Here is a 17,672-nt window from a genome sequence, read left to right as displayed (position 1 = left end):
GACGGCCCCATGCACGCCCTCGTCGCCATCGCCAGCTTCCGTCGACCGGACGACCTCCGCGTCCTCCTCGACTCGCTCATGGATCCGTCCAACAAGTCCCACCACACCATGGACGTCCTGGTCGTCGACAATGATCCCGCAGGATCAGCAGAGGCGACCGTGCAGGGGTTTCCAGACGTCCGCTACGTGCTCGAGTCCCAGCCGGGCATTGCGGAAGCCCGGAACCGGTCGTTGGACGTCTTCGATGAGGCGGACAGAGGCTACGACGCGATCATCTTCGTTGACGACGACGAGTACGTCGGTCCCGGCTGGTACCCCGAACTCGCCGGTGCCGCGGAACGCTCTTCCGCAGGAGTACTCACGGGACCCGTCATCTCGATCTTCCCGGCCGGAACTCCGCGCTGGGTCACCCGCGGCGAGTTCATGCAGCGACCGTTCCACGAGGATCGAGAGGTCCTGACGGCGGCGGCCACCAACAACACCCTGCTGAAGCGGAGTGACTGGAAACGGGCAGGTTCGCCGCGGTTCGACCGTTCCTTCTCGTCGACCGGAGGCAGCGACGCCCGTCTTTTCGCCGATCTGCTCCGCGAAGGCATCACCATCGAGTTCTGTCGACCGGCAAAGGTCTTCGAGCCGGTACCGTCCGATCGCATGACGCTCCGGTGGGTGTCACGTCGCGCGTTCCGGAACGGGGTCGTCCTCGCGAGGATCGGCGTGACGAAACGTGGAGCCGCCATCACCTTCGCGCAGGGCGGATACCTGGCGGTCAGCGGACTCGCATTCAGTGTGATCGATCTGGTCCGCGTCCGAGGTCTCCACGCCCGATCGTTCAACCGACTGATGAACGGCCTCGGCGTGATGTCGTCGTTCTTCGGCGCGCGGGTGCACGAGTACAAGCGGGCATGACGTCCGGCAAGGGTGTCGCAGAAACCCCCATCACCCGCTGCTCCGGGACGTGCGCACGCCTACGCTGTCTTAACACATGAGCGACGCCCCAGTGCGGGCGTCGGGCTGGGATCGAAAGAGGAGGCGTCGATGAGTGAGCATGAGGGTCAGCAGAGCCCGACCGGCGACGCCACTCCCCACCCCACACGCCCAACCTCCCGCCGCGACTTCTTCCGCGCCGCAGGCTTCGGCGTCGCCGGGCTGGCAGCGGGAGGAGCGGTCGCCGGGGGCATCGCAGCCGCCACCGCGTCCAACCCGCAGGAGGACTACGGCTTCACGCCGCTCCACAAGCGCAGCGAACCGGGCTTCGACCACGTCGTCGTCGTGATGTTCGAGAACCGCTCGTTCGACCACATGCTCGGATGGCTGTACCCAGCCGGAGGCGAACCGGCCGGCCAGACCTTCGACGGCCTCGCCCAGGGCGACTACAGCAACCCCGGTGAGTCCGGCGAAGCCGTCCCCGCCCACGTCTACACGGGCCCTACCGACCAGATCATGGCCCAGCCCGACCCGGACCCCGGCGAGTTCTACCCGCACGTCAACACGCAGCTCTTCGGCACCATCGACCCCGAGAGCAACGGCGACCTCCGCAATCCGCTGCAACCACCGTGGAACCTTCCGGCCGATACCTCCTCCCCCAAGAACGACGGCTTCGTCAAGGACTACATCGTCAACTCCACGCTCGCACGCGGACGCAAGCCGACGCCCGAGGAGTACTCCACCGTGATGGGCGGCTTCTCCCCCGAGATGCTGCCGGTGCTGTCCACGCTCGCCAGGAACTTCGGCGTCTACGACCACTGGTACGCGGCGGTCCCCTCCCAGACCTTCTGCAACCGCTCCTTCTTCCACGCGAGCACCTCCCACGGGTACGTCACCAACATCGAGGGCGACGGCATCGGCAAATGGCTGAGCGCACCGGCCGTCCCCACCGTGTTCAACCGCCTCGAGGAGGCCGGCAAGACCTGGCGCGTCTACTACGACGCCCAACAGGTCGTCTCCCTCACCGGCCTCCTGAGCGCACCGTCGATCGAGCAGTACTGGAAGAGCAACTTCCGCAGCATGGAGCAGTTCCACGAGGACTCGGCGAACGGCAGCCTGCCCGACTACGCCTTCGTCGAACCACGCATGGTGTTCGACCACAACGACATGCACCCGCCGGTCGTCCGTCCCGACAACCCGAGCCGAGACGACGTCGACCCGGAGCTCGACTCCGCCTACTCCGACATGCGCGCCGGCGAGCAACTCCTCGGCGAGGTCTACACGGCGATCAAGCACGGGGCGTCGACCACCGGCTCGAACGCGATGAACACGGTCATGCTCGTCACCTTCGACGAACACGGCGGCATCTACGACCACGTCGCACCACCCAAGGCGACCCCGCCGTCAGGCGAGCCGGAGGCTGGCGAGATGGGCTTCACCTTCGACCGCCTCGGACTGCGGGTGCCGACCATCGTCATCTCCGCATACACGAAGGCCGGCAGCGTCATCAACGAGGAGATGCATCACGGCTCACTCATGAAGACCCTCGCCGAACTGCACGGACTCGACCCGCTGACCGAACGCGACCGCACCGCCACGAGCATCTTCAACGCCGTGAACCTCACCTCGCCACGGCAACCGGTGCTGTGGCCGACGGTGACACCCGCCTACGTGCCGCCCAACCCCGAGGCGAACGCCCGTGCCGACAAGGACAAGGACCGCAAGCGACCACTCCCGCCGCCGGCACTCGGACTCATCGGGATCCTCCTCGCGAAGTACGAACCCGGCGCCCCGCTGCCGGACAACTACGCCGACGCCTACGAGGTGCTGACGAAGCACGGCGAAGGGTTGTTCGGCACGCGGGACTGAGCGGGGCGGTGGTGCCCTTCGACAAGCTCAGGGACCGTTCCGGATTGAGACGGATGCGAACGCTCCGGCCCCACGGACCGCTCCCGGCCGCGAGCACCTCCCCGGTCCCCGAGCACCGCTCCCGGTCCCCGAGCACCCCTCCCGGTACCTGAGCACCGCTCCCGGCCCCGAGCACCCCTCCCGATCCCTGCGCACCCCACCCGGTCCCGGCGCACCCTTCCCGGTCCCCGAGCACCCCTCCCGATCCCTGCGCACCCCACCCGGTCTCTGAGTACCTTTCCCGGTCCCTGAAGCTTGTCGAAGGGCGGCGACCCCCGTCGAGGTGCGACCTCAGAACTCGACGTCTGCCACCAGCGGGAACTCGGTGATCGGCTCATCGCCCCACGGGGCGAGTTCCAGGTACGTCAGACAATCGCCCTCGATGAAGAGGAGCAGGCTCGCGGTCGAGGTACTCGCTTCGAGGACGGTCTGTCGCGCCGTGGAGGGCCGGTCGTCGCTCTCAGGGACAAGGTCGATCGAGGGACAGGTGCCGCAACCGCACGTCCCGTGGACCGAGATGTCTGCGAGTTGTCCCGCCCACCGTTCCCGATCGGAGGCGGCGATCACCCGATCAACACCGTCCTCCGTGCCACGGGCGACCATGGCGACCAGGAGGTCGCGCTCGCGGACGGAGAGGGGGCGCATATGGAGAGTGTACGCGGGCCAGGCGAGAAGTCCCGCACCGCTCGCAGGGCCTGGAGAGGCACTCGCGCGCAACAGATGTTGGCTAAATATCCCAGATCAGCGCGAGAATCGGTCTCGGTTCGAATGTCAGTGGCTCATGTTTGGATGGTCCCATGTCCAGCAGCCCACGCGTTCCCCTCGGTCCGGTCTCCACCGACCCCTTGGGCACGCTGAGCGAGACGGTGTCCGAGCTCCTCCGCACGTGGTCGGGCGCGCTCGACCCGATCCGACCAGGCGACGACGCCATCGAGCAGCTCACCGGCATGAACGACGCGGGCGTGGTCCGCGTCCTCGACCAGCTGGGTGCCGTGCAGCACGTGGTCGAGGTCCTGGCCGCGCGCGTCATGGGCTCGGTGTCGGAGCGTTCCCGCGGCGGCATCGTCGGCCACGACCCGTTGGCCCGCAGCCACGGGTATGCGACGCCGGCCGTCATGCTCTCGGAACGGTGGCGCATCCCGCGCGGACGCGCCGCCACGATCACCTCGGTCGCCCAGGCGATCACCCCCAAGCGCGCCCTCACCGGCGACGTCATCGAATGCGACCGCCCCGAGATCGCCGCAGCCATCGAACCCCGGCCCGCCGCCGCCGCCCCCTGCCTGCCGCTGTCCGAAGGCGACAACCCGACGTGCACGGTCGACCACGACGAAGCGACCACCCCGTCCGGCTTCGTCCGGTCCGCACTCAGCGTCGAGGGCGCGGGCATCCTGCTGCGCGAACTGCGGCTGGTGGGCTCCGGTGTCGACGACGCGCGCATCCACCGCACCGTCAGCGCCGGCATCGAGCACTGCGACGGCGCGCCGCTCGCCGAGGTCAGCAGCCTCGCCAAGCTCGTCCGCACCAGCCTCGACCAAGACGGCCCCGTGCCGCGCGAGATCGCGCTCCGGAAGCAGCAGCGCTGCACGCTCCGCGAACTCCCCGACGGCATGACCGAGCTCCGCGCCTTCCTCGCGCCCGAAGCCGCGGGATGGGTCCGCGCGACGATGGACGCCGTCGTCGGTAAGCAGCTGCGGCAGGTCCGGTTCGTCGATCCCTCCGATGAAGCGGCCGCGGCGGCAGTGACCAGCAGTGAGCTGCCCTCCGCGGATCCCCTCGACGACGCCTACGTTCCGGCCGCAGAGATGCCAGACACCCGCACGATGGACGAACGCCGGGTGGAAGCCCTCGTCGGGGTCTTCCGTCACGCCGCAGGTTGCGAGTCGGCGGTCATGGAACTCGCGCCCGTCTCCCTCATCATCCGCATGGACGAACCCGATCTGGCCGATGACGGCCAGTGGTCCGACGGCAAGGCCTACATCGACGGCGTCTCCGAACCGATCTCCGCCGGCACCGCACGGTGCATGGCGGCCGATGGCCGGATCATCCCCATGGTGCTCGGCGGGCCGTCCCAGGTGCTCGATCTCGGAGTTGGCACACGATTGTTCACCAAGGGGCAGAAGATGGCCCTCGCCGAGCGCGATGGCGGCTGCGCCTGGACCGGCTGTACCCATCCACCGTCGTATACCGAGGCCCATCACCTCGTCTGGTGGTCACGAGGCGGACCGACCGACCTGTCCAACGGCATCCTGCTCTGCAGCTTCCATCACCATCGCATCCACAACGACGGGTGGGAGGTCATCGTGCGCGACCACGTGCCCTGGTTCATCCCGCCCGCGCACATCGATCCGCATCGCATTCCACGACGCGGCGGCAAGCCGAGGCTGCGCGCTGCCTGACGACTCCATGGTGCTCCGGGTCCGGGTCCGGGCGTCGATTCCGACCCAAACCGGTCTGCGGGGTGCTCCGAAGTATGGGTTCCGGTCATTTTCGTTACCCGAACGCGCAAATGGCCGGCGCGCATGGCCTGGGCCAAGCGGTCCCGGCACATGCGATCGGGCGGAGTGCAGCAATGGAGCTGCCGCTCCGCCTTCCTCCCCCGCGGGGCACGAACCGGGTTCGACAGGCTCAGGGGCCGGAGACCCGGTCATTGAGCCTGTCGAAATGCACACGAGAAACCTTTCCCTTCGACAAGCTCAGGGAACGGGGGCTATCGGTCACTGAGCCTGTCGACGTGTGAACGCCCCCACGACAGCACGAAGCCCCGCCCTCGACCGGAGTCGAGGACGGGGCTTCGAAGGTTGAGACTAGGCCGTGACCTGCGCGCCCTTGCGGCGAGCAGCTGCGAACAGCATGCCGGCAGCACCGAGGAGGAGCAGCGCGGCAGCGCCACCGACGAGGACACCCGAGTCCGAACCGGTGTCAGCCAGCGTCGGGACGGCCGGGGCGCCAGCGGCGACCGGGTCGGCGATGACGGCGATGGAGTCAGCGCGGGCGTTGCCAGCGGTGTCGGTCACGGTGAACGTGTAGGTACCGACCTGGATACCCTCGCCCTGCAGGGTGAGGCCCGAAGCTGCGAAGCCACCGGTCTCGTCAGCGATGACCGTGTTGGCGCCGTCGGCGGAACCGAAGATCTCACCGTTCGGGTCGGTCACTGCGAACGACAGGGTGTCGCCCGGGGTGAAGCCCGTGACGGTCACGCTGAAGCCGGCGCCGCCGGGGCGGACGTCGGAGAAGTAGATCGTGTCGGGGTCGACGGAGACCGCCGGGTTGAAGACCGGAGCGACGACCGGAGCGGCGAAGTTGTACGTGTCAGCACCGAAGGTCACCGACTGCAGCGTGTCGACCGTGCCGGCGTTGGCGAAGACACCGAACGCGAGCAGGTTGAAGTCGCCGAGCGCTTCGCTGAGCTCTGCAGGCGTGTAGGTCGCGTCGGTCGCGAGACCCGGAACGTCCTGGCTGACGACCCAGTCGCCACCGAGGTTCTCGACACCCGGCGCCACAGGACGCAGCGTTGTGAAGGTGTCGGAAGTGCCGTCGGCGAAAACGGGGATCTGGAAGTACAGGTCGTCTTCGACAGACGCGTAGCTGATGCTCGCCGCTGCCTCGAGGAAGCCGCCAGCAGCGACCGGGACACCGCCGTCGTTGTTGAAGCCGTAGATGATCTGCGAGTCACCGGTCATGGTGAGACCGGTGTCGCTCAGGACGGCCGGGGCACCAGGCGTGGCGACACCCTCGTGCCAGCCGGCGTAGTTCGTCTCATCCGGAGCGATCTGGTCTGCGGTGACCTGGATCTCCGCAGCGGACGCGGGTCCGGCGATGAGGAGGGTGGATCCGGCGACAACTGCGAGGCCGGTGGCGAGAGCCGCAGTGCGGCGTGACGTCTTCAAATTCACTGAGGTGAGTACTTTCGTCTAGGGGTCCGACAGGCGCGACGTACCTGTTGGTTTTCTGAGACTAAGCGGATTCTCAGGGAAAGTTAATAGGGGGAACCACTCATTCTTTTGTCCTCCGCAGAGGGGACATGGGAGCAAGGGTCGCCCGTGGGCCCTTCGACAAGCTCAGGGACCGGCAGAGGTGCTCAGGGACCGGCAGAGGTGCTCAGGGACCGGCAGAGGTGCTCAGGGCCGGAGCGGGTCCGAGCAGCGGCATCGGTCGCTGAGCCTGTCGAAGTGCGCGCAGGGGAACCCCGATCGGACAGGTCGCCCGTGGGCCCTTCGACAAGCTCAGGGACCGGCAGAGGTGCTCAGGGACCGGCAGAGGTGCTCAGGGACCGAAGGGTCGGCGACTCATAGCTACGCCAGGGCGGCGACCGTCTGACGGGCGATCTCGAGTTCCTCGTTCGTGGGGACGACGAGGACGGTCACGGGGGAATCGTCCGTCGAGATCACCCGGATGCCACGCGCACGCTCGGCGTTGCGGTCCTCGTCGAGCATGATGCCGAGCCCCTCGAGCCCCTGCACCGCACCCGCACGGATCAGCGGTGCGTTCTCACCGACACCGGCGGTGAACACCACCACGTCGAGACCACCGAGGACCGCGAGGTACGCCCCGAGGTAGTGCCGTAGGCGATGGACGGTCACGTCGAGCGCGAGCTGCGCCGCTTCGTCGCCCTTCGACGCGGACTCGGTGACGTCGCGCATGTCTCCGGTACCCGACAGCCCCAGCAGACCACTGCGGCGGTTGAGCAGCGTGTCGAGCTCGTCGAACCCGAGCCCCGCCTTGCGATGCAGGTGGAACAGCACCGCGGGGTCGAGGTCGCCGGAGCGCGTGCCCATGACGAGTCCTTCGAGGGGCGTCATGCCCATCGAGGTGTCGACCGAGCGGCCGCCGTCGATCGCGCACGCCGACGCGCCGTTGCCGAGGTGGAAGACGATCTGCTTCAGCTCGCCGAGCGGGCGATCGAGGAACGCCGCAGCCGCCTCCGACACGAACTTGTGCGAGGTGCCGTGGAAGCCGTACCGACGCACGCGATGCTTCGCGGCGAGTTCCGCATCGATCGCGTAGGTGTACGCCGCGGCCGGGATGGTCTGGTGGAACGCCGTGTCGAACACCGCCACGTGCGGGACGTCGGGGAACGCGACCTGCGCCGCGTTGATGCCCTGCAGGTTCGCCGGGTTGTGCAGCGGCGCCAGCTCGGAGATGTCCTCGATGTTGATCTTCACGAGGTCCGTCACCACGGTCGGCTCGAAGAAGCGCTTCCCACCGTGCACCACCCGGTGGCCGACCGCGATCGGCGCATGCTCGTCGAGTGACGGCCCGTGCTCGGCGAACGCATCGAGCATGACCCGGAACCCGGCCGTGTGGTCGGGGATCTCACGCTCGATGACCCAGCGCTCCTCGATGGGCGGCGTCGTCGCACCCGCGGCGTCCGGGAGGTAGGACCGGTGCTCGGCGGCACCCGTCGCGTCGCCGATGCGTTCGACGAGTCCGCTGGCGAGCGTCCGCTCCGTCTCGACATCGATGAGCTGGTACTTGAACGACGAGGAACCGGAGTTCACCACGAGGACGGTGGGCATGTGTGTCTGGACCTATTCCTGTTCCTGCGCCTGGATGGCGGTGATCGCGACGGTGTTGACGATGTCCTGCACGAGCGCGCCGCGCGACAGGTCGTTGATCGGCTTGTTGAGCCCCTGCAGCACCGGACCGATCGCGACGGCACCCGCGGAACGCTGCACCGCCTTGTACGTGTTGTTGCCGGTGTTGAGGTCGGGGAAGATGAACACCGTCGCGCGGCCGGCGACCTGCGAGTCGGGCATCTTCGTCGCGGCCACCGCGGCATCGGCAGCGGCGTCGTACTGGATCGGACCTTCGACGAGAAGGTCGGGCCGACGCTCGCGCACCTGCCGGGTCGCTGAGCGGACCTTCTCGACATCGGCGCCCGCACCCGAGTCACCGGTGGAGTACGACAGCATCGCGATGCGCTGCTCGATCCCGAACTGCTCCGCCGTCTCGGCCGAGGAGATCGCGATGTCGGCGAGCTGGGCGTCGGTCGGGTCGGGGTTCACCGCGCAGTCGCCGTAGACGAGCACGCGGTCGGCGAGCGCCATGAGGAACACGCTCGACACCACGGAGACACCGGGCTTCGTCTTGATGATCTCGAACGACGGCCGGATGGTGTGCGCCGTCGTGTGGGCGGCGCCCGAGACCATGCCGTCGGCGAGCCCGAGGTGCACCATCATCGTGCCGAAGTAGGAGACGTCGGTGACGGCGTCGCTCGCCATGTCGATCGTGACGCCCTTGTGGGCCCGCAACCTGGCGTACTCCTCCGCGAACTTGAGGCGCAGCACCGCGTCGAAGGGGCTGACGATGGTCGCCTTGCTGAGGTCGATGCCGAGCTCGATGGCCCGCGAGCGCACCTCGATCTCCTCACCGAGGATGGTGAGGTCGGCGACCTCGCGAGCGAGCAGAGTGCCGGCCGCGCGGAGGATGCGGTCGTCGTCGCCCTCCGGCAGCACGATGTGCTTGCGGTTCGACCGCGCGCGCTCCAGCAGCCCGTACTCGAACATGAGGGGCGTCACGACGTCGGCGCGCGCCACGTTGAGCAGCTCGAGCAGGAGCGGTGCGTCGACGTTCTGCTCGAACAGCGCGAGCGCGGTGTCGTACTTGCGCTGCGAGTCGGCGGCGAGACGGCCACGGGTGTTCATGACGCGGACCGCAGTGTCGTAGGTGCCGAGGTCGGTACTGACGATCGGCGGGATCTCGCCGAGACCGGAGATGAGCTCCTCCACGACCTCGGGCAACGGGAACCCGCCGTTGAGCACGATGCCCGCGATCGACGGGAACGTGCCGGAGGCGTTGGCCATGAGTGCGGCGAGCAGCACTTCGGTGCGGTCGGCCGGGATCACGATGACGGATCCCTCGGTGATGCGCGGGAGCACGTTCACCATGGACATGCCCGCCACGACGACGCCGAGCGCCTCGCGGGTGAGCAGCTCCTCGCTGCCCTTCACGAGGGTGCCGTCGACGGCCTCGAGGATGCTGTCCATGGTCGGGGCGATGAGGAAGGTGTCTTCAGGGATGGCCCAGACGGGGACCATCGCAGCACCGGCGGCGTGGCCGGCCGGGGCGACGACGGAACCGTTCGCGGAACCGTTCGGGTGGATGGCGTCGCTGATCGCTGCGGTGATCTCGAGGAGCTTGTCGGGATCGGCGCGGTTCGCGACGACCGCGAGCAACTGGGCGTGGGCGTCGGCGAGCTCGCCCAGCGCGAGTTCGGCGATGTTGCGCATGTCGTCGGGCGTGCGGGCGACGGACTGGCCGAGCTGCTCCCCCGCACCCTGGCCGGCGCGGCCGCCGAGCACGAGCAGGACGGGCGCGCCGAGGTTGGTGGCGATCCGCGCGTTGTAGCCGAGCTCCGTCGGGCTGCCGACGTCGGTGTAGTCGGAACCGAGGATGACGACCGCGTCGCACTGCGCCTCGATGTGCTTGTACCGCTGGACGATGCGCGAGAGCGCCGCCTCGGGATCGGTGTGCACGTCGTCGTAGCTGACGCCGATGCAGTCCTCGTAGGCGAGGTCGACGCCGTCGTGCTCGAGCAGCAGCTGCAGCACGTAGTCGGGTTTCGTCGTGGACCGTGCGATGGGGCGGAACACCCCGATCCGCTCGATCTGATGGCTCAGGGTGTCGAGGACCCCGAGGGCCACCGTCGACTTCCCGGAGTGTCCTTCGGCAGAGATGATGTAAATGCTTCGCGCCACGGTTTCCAGCCTACGGGGGCGGGCTCTGCGGGGGCTGGGTAAGCGCACAATGTCGTGGCGCTCTGGCGGACGGGCGCGAGCGCAGGAGATCGGCGCGAGAGCAGGAGGAAGCGGCGCCGGATGTCCTGCTGTGGGGCGGATGTCCTGCTGCGGTGCGGGCGGGCAGGGAGCGGGAGCAGGCACCGCGGGCACGAAAAGACTCCCCGCGCACCCGCCAGAGCCCGGTTACCCTTGCTGCGTTTCCGCCCTGGGGGAGTTGGCCTGGATGGCGCCACGCGGGGAGCCGTCACCCAGTGTACCCGAGCCGCGACCGGGTTGCGTACGCACCGGTTGAGGCGTTGACTGGCGGATCTGGGACCACTGGATCCAGACCACCGATCGACCACCGTCCCCACGAACGGACGGCGCACCGATCGGGACCGCATCGAACGAGAGGACTCACATGACCGACGTCGTCATCGCCGGAGGACACGGACAGATCGCCCTGCACCTGCAGCGACTGCTCGCCGAAGCAGGACACTCCCCCGCCGGCATCATCCGCAACCCCGAACAGGTCGGCGAACTCCAGGGCATCGGTTCCCGAGCCATCGTCCTCGACCTCGAGCACTCCTCGGCAGCCGAACTGGCCGACGAACTCGCCGGAGCCGACGTCGTCGTGTTCGCGGCGGGAGCCGGGCCGAACAGCGGCGCCGACCGCAAGCTGACCCTCGACCGCGACGGCGCCATCCTCCTCGCCGAGGCGGCCGAGCTCGCCAAGGTCCCCCGCTACCTCATGGTGTCGGCGATGAGCACCGACGACTTCGACCCGGAGTCGGACGACGTGTTCCAGGTCTACCTGCGGGCGAAGTCCGAGGCCGACGCCGACCTCCGCGGGCGCGACCTCGACTGGACGATCGTCCGTCCGGGCGGCCTGACGGACGACGCACCGACCGGCACGATCACCGCTGCGACGACCACCGACCGCGGCTCGATCCCACGCGCCGACGTCGCCGCCGTGCTGTTCGCGCTCATCGAGTCGGGCGCGGCGTCCCGCACCCAGTTCGAGGTCATCGGCGGCGAGACCCCGATCCGCGAGGCGCTCGCGGCACTGTAAGTCAGTCCGGTCCCTGAGCGGGGACGGGCAACGAACACCGGTCACTGAGCCTGTCGAAGTGCACACGGGACACCCCACCCTTCGACAAGCTCAGGGACCGGAGAGGGTTTCAGGGACCGGAGAGGGTTTCAGGGACCGGAAAACGTCTCACCGACCGGGTACGTGCTCAGTGCTCGGGTCCACACAACCGATGCCCACGACGGCTCCGAAGAGTTCCCTGACCCGCACCGGCATCGTGTGCGCGCAACCTGGCGCACATATGGAGTTCCTGTGGGCGACACGTCCAGGGGTGTTACCTGTTCGTTATCAGTCTTAGGATCGGGCAACGGGTTCCGGCCCGGACGATGTACGCAGCGCGACGGAGGCCGATGATGGACCAACGCTACGACCCCGCGTTCCAGCGCGGACACACCGACGAGGGCACGCGCCCGAACGCCTCCGACACCGGCCGCCGCAGCCACCTCGCCTCGCTCGAGGAGATCGCCCCGCAGCTCATCCAGCCGCCCACCGACGGCCGCCCCGTCCGCCCGCCGACCGACGACCGGTTCGACGACGGCCCGCGCGCCCAGCCGTCCCGAGGCATGCCCTCACAGACCGACCGTCGCGTCCACCCGTTTGAAGCCCGGACCGGCGATACCGCCGCGGCCGCCGATCAGCCTGGGGTGGCGGGTCCCGACGCGCAGCAGACCCAGCTCGACCAGGAGCGGTACGACGAGTACCTCGACGCCGCCGAGGCCCACCGGGTCCGCGCCGTCGTCTGGGAACGGGTCCTCTGGATCGTCGGTGTCGTCCTCACGCTCGGCGGCGGTGTGGGGCTGTGGCAGTCGTTCACCCTGCTCTACCGCGGGTTCGTCGGCGACAGCGGCCCGACCGACAACTACCTCTGGATGCAGTTCCTCGGAGCGCTCGCCCCGACCCTCATCACGATCGGCTTCGCCACCATCGTCGCGCTGCTGTTCAAGCGCATGCTCGACCACGACCGCAGGAGCCGACCATGACCGAGCAGAGCAACACCAGCCGCGCCCCGCGGGACACCGTCGCCGAGCTGAAGCCAGCGCTGAACGCCGAGGAGTTCCAGGTACTGGCCGAGCGCATCCTCGACAACGTCGAGCGCGTCCTCGACGGCAAGCCGTTCGCTGCCCGCATGGCCCTCATCGTGATGCTCGCCGAGGGTCACCTGCTCATCGAGGACGTCCCCGGCGTCGGCAAGACGGTCCTCGCGAAGGCCCTCGCCGCTTCCGTCGGCAGTACCGTCCGCCGCATCCAGTTCACGCCCGATCTGCTCCCGTCGGACGTCACCGGCGTCTCGATCTTCAACCAGGTCGACCGCGAGTTCGAGTTCAAGCCCGGAGCGGTGTTCGCGAACATCGTCATCGCCGACGAGATCAACCGCTCCTCGCCGAAGACCCAGTCGGCGCTGCTCGAATCGATGGAGGAGCGTCAGGTCACGGTCGACGGCGAGACGCACGCCCTCCCGTCGCCGTTCACGGTCGTCGCCACGCAGAACCCGCTCGAGATGGAGGGCACCTACGCCCTGCCGGAGGCCCAACGCGACCGGTTCATGGCGCGTATCTCGATGGGATACCCCGACGCGTCAGCGGAACTCGCGATGCTCCGCCAGCGTGACACGGTCAACCCGCTCGACACCATCGGACCGGTCGCTTCACGCGGCGACGTCGAGCGCCTCATCGCCTGGGCCCGCGGTGTCTTCGTGTCGCCGATCGTCGAGCAGTACTGCGTCTCGCTCGTGCAGGCGACCCGCGTGCACCCCGAACTCCGGCTCGGCGCGAGCCCGCGCGCCACCCTGCAGCTCGTCCGCGCGGCCAAGGTGCTCGCCGCGCTCGACGGCCGCGAGTTCGTCCTGCCCGACGACATCGACCAGCTGCTCGCACCGGTCCTCGCCCACCGGCTCATCCCCACCCGCCGCGCGGTGAGCGCCCACGACCGCTCAGGCGTCCAGGCGGTCTCCGAGGTGCTCGTCGAGCTGCTGGAGCGGACACCCGTGCCGCACTCCGGACGCACCGAGCTGAGGTCCTGATCCGATGGCCCCGCACCGCGACCGCCGGATCGCCGTGATCCGGCACCGGAGGTCCTGAGCCCATGAAGCGTCGCGTGCCGTTGACGAGACGCGCGGTCGGCGTGCTCATCGCGGCCGGCATGTGCCTGATCTTCGCGCGCGGGATCGGCTCGCCGGAGTTGCTCGCAGCGGCCGGCCTGCTCGTCGCGCTCGTCGCCGCCAGTTTCGGCGCGGTCTACCTCGAGCGGCCGTCGCTCCGGGTCGATCGCACCACCCGGCCCGACCTCGTCGCGGTCGGCGGCCGGATCTCCGTCGAGGTCACGATCGCCGAGACGAGCGCGCTCCCCCACGTCCACACGGAGTGGAAGGACCGCGTGCCGGCCGGGCTCGCCGGCAGCGCCGAGGGGACCCTGCCGAGTACCGGCGTCGCGGGCATCGGATCGCGCCGTCGGACGGCCGAGTACACCGTGACGGCGCTGCGTCGAGGACAACACGACCTCGGCCCGCTCGGGCTGACCGTGAGCGACCCGTTCGGACTCGTCGTCCGTCGTCGCGACGTGGGCGGGACGCATGCGGTCGTCGTCCTGCCGGAGGTCGTGGTCCTGCCGGAGATCCCCGCGCTCACGGCCAGCCGCGACGGTTCCACGCGCCCGTCGTCGCTGCACGTCGGCGCCGGCGAGGACGACATCATCGCCCGTCCCTACCTGCCGGGGGACGCGATCCGCCGACTGCACTGGCGGGCGAGCGCGCACCACGGTGAGCTGATGGTGCGGCAGGAGGAGCAGCGCAACGACCCCGAGGCGACCGTCCTCCTCGACACCGCCGCAGCCCACTGGGCCTGGCCTGACGACGATCCGTCGTACCTGCCGGCGTTCGAGCAGGCCGTGTCGCTGGCGGCGTCGATCACCGCCCACCTCGTCGACGCCGACTACCGGGTCAACCTGGTCGGTGCCGGCACCGAGGAGCTCTCACGCGAGATCAGTGCGAGATCCGCGGCTGGTGGACTGCGGTCCAGTCCGGTGGGCGACATGGGCGACGCACTCGCCCGCGGCGGACAGCACCTCGAGGAGGACGACCTCGACGCCGCCCTGCTCGACCTGGCCCTCCTGCGTCCGTCGGTCCGGCCCGATCGGTTCCTCGACCTCTCACCCGTCATCGCCGCGCGCCGGTCGCAACCGGTCATCGCGATCCTCGGCGACGTCGAGGAGGGCGACCTCGGCGAGCTGACCGCGGTCGCGCACCTGTCACCACTCCCCGTCGCACTCCTCCCGGCCGGCGCGCGGCGTCGGTCCATCGAGCTCCTGGAGTCCGCGGGCTGGCGCTGCCACGTCGGCGAGCGCGGCGCATCGTTCCAGGCGCTGTGGTCCGGTACGAGCGGTCCGGCGACCACCACGCTGGCTCCGCAGTCGGCCGGCCGTGGTGGTCGGGGCGGCCAGGGCGGCCGCCGGGGTGCCGGAGGTGCGTATGTCCGTCGCTGAGGAACGCCGCGCGGCGGCCGCCGCCCGTGGCCGTGTGCCGTCTCGCGGAGGGGTGCCCTCGGCCGTCCGTCCTGGTGCCGGCTCGTCGAACCCCCGACGCCCGTCCCGTGGCGGAACCAGCGGCGGGTCGTGGTCGGGAAGCGCCGGCGGGCGCCGGGACGACCCACGCGACACCGCGAACGTCGGCGACCTGCGTCTGGGCCTCGCCGCCTTCCTCCTCCTCGCGACGGGTGGCCTCGGATTCGGGCGGGTGCTCGACGCGCTCGACTGGTGGTTCGTCACGAACCTCGTCATCGCGATCGTCCTCGCCACGGCGATCCTCCTCCGGCGCACGAGATTGCCGGCGGTGTTCGTGTGGCTCGGCGCCGGCGTCGCATGGCTGCTGACGATCACGCTGTTCTTCGCCAGTGAGACGGCGATCATCGGCATCGCCCCGACCCCGACGACGCTCGGCGCCTTCGAACGGTTGCGTGACGCCGGGTTCCAGACCTTCCACGACGGCTCGGCCCCGCTCGACACCGACGCTGGCGTGGTCTTCGTCATGGCCGCAGGCGGCGGCCTCGTCGCGCTGGCGGTCGCGTGGCTCGTGCTCGGCCGGCACGCGCCGGTGCTCGCGGCCGTCCTGGTCTTCGCCGTGTACGCCGGGCCGACGGTCGCCGTGTCGTTTCCCCTCGATCCCTGGGTGTTCGCGTTCGTCGCACTCTCCTTCCTCTGGCTGCTCCGTGAGGACGTCCGGCGCCGGGAGCTGCTGCGAGCATCCGCCTCGGCCAGGGCCGCCGGCGATGGACGCGGCGCCGGCCCGTCGGCGATGACCGGTGCCGGTCGCTTCGGAGGCCTCGGCCCGGCCGTCCTGGTCAGTGCCGTGGCCGTGGTCGTCGCCCTCCTCACACCGGCCGTGCTGCCCGACCTCGCCGTCCGGGACGTGACCGCCGGCGCCCGTGGCAGCGGTCCGTTCGTGAACGGCATCAACCCGCTCATCTCGCTCGGCCAGAGTCTGCGGCGCCCCGCGAACACGACTGCACTCGAGTACACGACCACCGCCGACGACGCCCCCTACCTCAAGGTCACCGACCTCCGCGACTTCACGGGTACGGTCTGGGGACCGGACAATTCGGGCTACAACGACGGCAACACGCTCGACGCCTTCCCCGCGCCGGCCGGGCTCAGCGAGGCGATCCCGGTGGAGACCTTCGAGACGACGGTCACGGTGGACTCGCTGTCGAGCCCGTGGCTCCCGCTGCCGTACCCGACGCAGAAGGTCGACGGGCTCCGCGGCGACTGGCGGTTCGAGGCCGCCGGGCTGACGGCGATGGCGGAGCGTGGATCCACCCGCGGGCAGACGTACACGGCGACGAGCACCGCGATCCTGCCGACCGCACAGCAGATGCGCGACGTCCCGCCGGTCGCCGACCCGGCGTCAGCCGCCCCGTACCTCGAGCTGCCCGACGACCTGCCGCAGATCATCCGTGACACCGCTGCGGACGTCACGGCGACCGCCTCCACCGACTACGACCGCGCGATCGCCCTGCAGCGCTACTTCCGCAGCACCTTCGAGTACTCGGAGTCGGCACCCGTCGAGGAGGGCTTCGACGGCAGCGGAGCCGAGGTCATCGCGACATTCCTGGAGCGCAAGGCCGGCTACTGCATCCACTTCTCGTCCGCGATGGCCGTGATGTCGCGCGTCCTCGGCATCCCCGCGCGCATCGCCATCGGGTACCTGCCGGGCACGACGATCGACAACACCCCGGCGAACCGCGACACCTACATCGTCACCTCGGACCAGTTGCACGCCTGGCCGGAGCTGTACTTCGAGGGTGTGGGCTGGGTACCCTTCGAGCCGACGGCCAGCCGTGGGGTCGTGACGCAGTTCAGCGACGCGAGCACGGCGACGCCCGGCAGCGGATCGGTGAGTCCCGACAGCCGTCCGGCTCCGACCGCGGCGTCGACGCCCACCCCCACCGCGGACGCGCTCGGCGGACCGACCTCGACCCGGTCCGGTGGGGCCTTCACCGCGGCCCTCGTCCCGCTCGCGATCCTGCTCGGCGCGCTGATGCTGCTCGCCACCCCGTCGATCGCCCGGGGTCTCCGGCGTGCGGTCGGGCGTCGGCGTGCACTCGCCGAGGGGACCTCGGCGGGCTGGGCCTGGGCGGAGTTCCTCGACACCGCGCGCGACCTCGGCTTCCCCGTGACGTCGGCGGAGTCACCACGTGGGTTCGCGTCGCGGCTGCGCGGCCAGTTCCGGATCGAGTCGCCGGCCGTCGACCGGCTCGTGGCGGCGGTCGAGCGGGAGAGCTATGCGCCGAGCGCTGGTGGTGCGGCGAGCGCCGGTTCGGTCGACGCAGCGTTGGCTGAGGCGAAGGCGGCCCTGCGGTCGTCGAGTCAGCCGCTCGAACGCGTGCTCGCGGCAGTCCTCCCCCGGTCGCTCGTGCTGCGGCGTGATCAACGTGTGGACTGGCGGCCGCCTGCTGCGAGCTGACGCGAGCGGCGCCTCGAGCCGATGTCCGACCGCGGGCGTTCGTACTCGGCCGGGCTCGGAGCGCGGCGGCGGGGCAGGG

The 17,672-nt window shown here is 69.7% G+C and carries 12 protein-coding genes and 1 other RNA gene; 8 read left to right on the top strand and 5 right to left on the bottom strand.

Annotated elements, in window-relative coordinates; translation table 11 throughout:
- Nucleotides 1-9 precede the first annotated feature (9 nt).
- Both ACQG07_RS06815 and ACQG07_RS06810 read left to right on the top strand, forming a co-directional pair.
- The gene (locus ACQG07_RS06815; RefSeq protein ID WP_426737834.1) at nt 10-906 is read left to right on the top strand and encodes a glycosyltransferase family 2 protein; all 897 of its coding nucleotides are present in this window, start codon (nt 10-12) and stop codon (nt 904-906) included.
- 129 nt (nt 907-1,035) lie between these two features.
- Nucleotides 1,036-2,793 carry an alkaline phosphatase family protein gene (locus tag ACQG07_RS06810; RefSeq protein ID WP_426737833.1) on the top strand — a complete coding sequence of 586 codons (1,758 nt, stop codon included), beginning with the start codon at nt 1,036-1,038 and terminating at the stop codon, nt 2,791-2,793.
- Between the two features lie 330 nt (nt 2,794-3,123).
- Here the strand turns inward: ACQG07_RS06810 and ACQG07_RS06805 are convergent, their stop codons facing one another.
- On the bottom strand, nt 3,124-3,477 hold the full coding sequence (locus ACQG07_RS06805) for a hypothetical protein (protein WP_426737832.1): 354 nt from the start codon (nt 3,475-3,477) through the stop codon (nt 3,124-3,126).
- Between the two features lie 152 nt (nt 3,478-3,629).
- On the opposite strand from ACQG07_RS06805, the gene ACQG07_RS06800 reads away from it, so the two are divergent.
- Complete coding sequence (locus ACQG07_RS06800) at nt 3,630-5,228, top strand: DUF222 domain-containing protein (protein ID WP_426737831.1); 1,599 nt, start codon at nt 3,630-3,632, stop codon at nt 5,226-5,228.
- Nucleotides 5,229-5,636: 408 nt separating this feature from the next.
- On the opposite strand, the gene ACQG07_RS06795 is transcribed toward ACQG07_RS06800, so the two are convergent.
- The 4 genes from ACQG07_RS06795 to ffs form a co-directional block, all read right to left on the bottom strand.
- Nucleotides 5,637-6,725 (bottom strand): hypothetical protein, encoded by a 1,089-nt coding sequence (locus ACQG07_RS06795; protein ID WP_426737830.1) that lies wholly within the window; start codon nt 6,723-6,725, stop codon nt 5,637-5,639.
- A 399-nt stretch (nt 6,726-7,124) separates the two neighbouring features.
- Nucleotides 7,125-8,348, bottom strand: coding sequence for an acetate/propionate family kinase (locus ACQG07_RS06790; protein ID WP_426737829.1), 1,224 nt, complete (start codon nt 8,346-8,348; stop codon nt 7,125-7,127).
- 12 nt (nt 8,349-8,360) lie between these two features.
- On the bottom strand, nt 8,361-10,529 hold the full coding sequence (gene pta / locus ACQG07_RS06785; protein ID WP_064296374.1) for a phosphate acetyltransferase: 2,169 nt from the start codon (nt 10,527-10,529) through the stop codon (nt 8,361-8,363).
- 191 nt (nt 10,530-10,720) lie between these two features.
- Nucleotides 10,721-10,817: signal recognition particle sRNA small type (gene ffs, locus ACQG07_RS06780), an RNA gene on the bottom strand.
- Between the two features lie 154 nt (nt 10,818-10,971).
- Here ffs and ACQG07_RS06775 point away from each other — a divergent pair.
- From ACQG07_RS06775 to ACQG07_RS06755, 5 genes are all read left to right on the top strand, one after another.
- Nucleotides 10,972-11,622 carry an SDR family oxidoreductase gene (locus tag ACQG07_RS06775; protein ID WP_086475012.1) on the top strand — a complete coding sequence of 217 codons (651 nt, stop codon included), beginning with the start codon at nt 10,972-10,974 and terminating at the stop codon, nt 11,620-11,622.
- Between the two features lie 368 nt (nt 11,623-11,990).
- A complete protein-coding gene (locus ACQG07_RS06770; protein ID WP_426737828.1) occupies nt 11,991-12,620 on the top strand; it encodes a hypothetical protein in 630 nt (209 codons plus the stop codon).
- Nucleotides 12,617-13,660 (top strand): AAA family ATPase, encoded by a 1,044-nt coding sequence (locus tag ACQG07_RS06765; protein ID WP_086475010.1) that lies wholly within the window; start codon nt 12,617-12,619, stop codon nt 13,658-13,660. Before ACQG07_RS06770 ends, ACQG07_RS06765 begins: the two co-directional genes overlap by 4 nt.
- Nucleotides 13,661-13,722: 62 nt before the next feature.
- A complete protein-coding gene (locus ACQG07_RS06760; protein WP_426737827.1) occupies nt 13,723-15,117 on the top strand; it encodes a DUF58 domain-containing protein in 1,395 nt (464 codons plus the stop codon).
- On the top strand, nt 15,104-17,593 hold the full coding sequence (locus tag ACQG07_RS06755; RefSeq protein WP_426737826.1) for a transglutaminaseTgpA domain-containing protein: 2,490 nt from the start codon (nt 15,104-15,106) through the stop codon (nt 17,591-17,593). The genes ACQG07_RS06760 and ACQG07_RS06755 overlap by 14 nt, the downstream gene beginning before the upstream one ends.
- The last annotated feature ends 79 nt before the right edge of the window (nt 17,594-17,672 follow it).

This window comes from Plantibacter sp. 2H11-2, from assembly GCF_050031945.1.
Lineage (GTDB): Bacteria > Actinomycetota > Actinomycetes > Actinomycetales > Microbacteriaceae > Plantibacter > Plantibacter auratus.
This window is presented reverse-complemented; position numbering and strand designations above follow the sequence as displayed.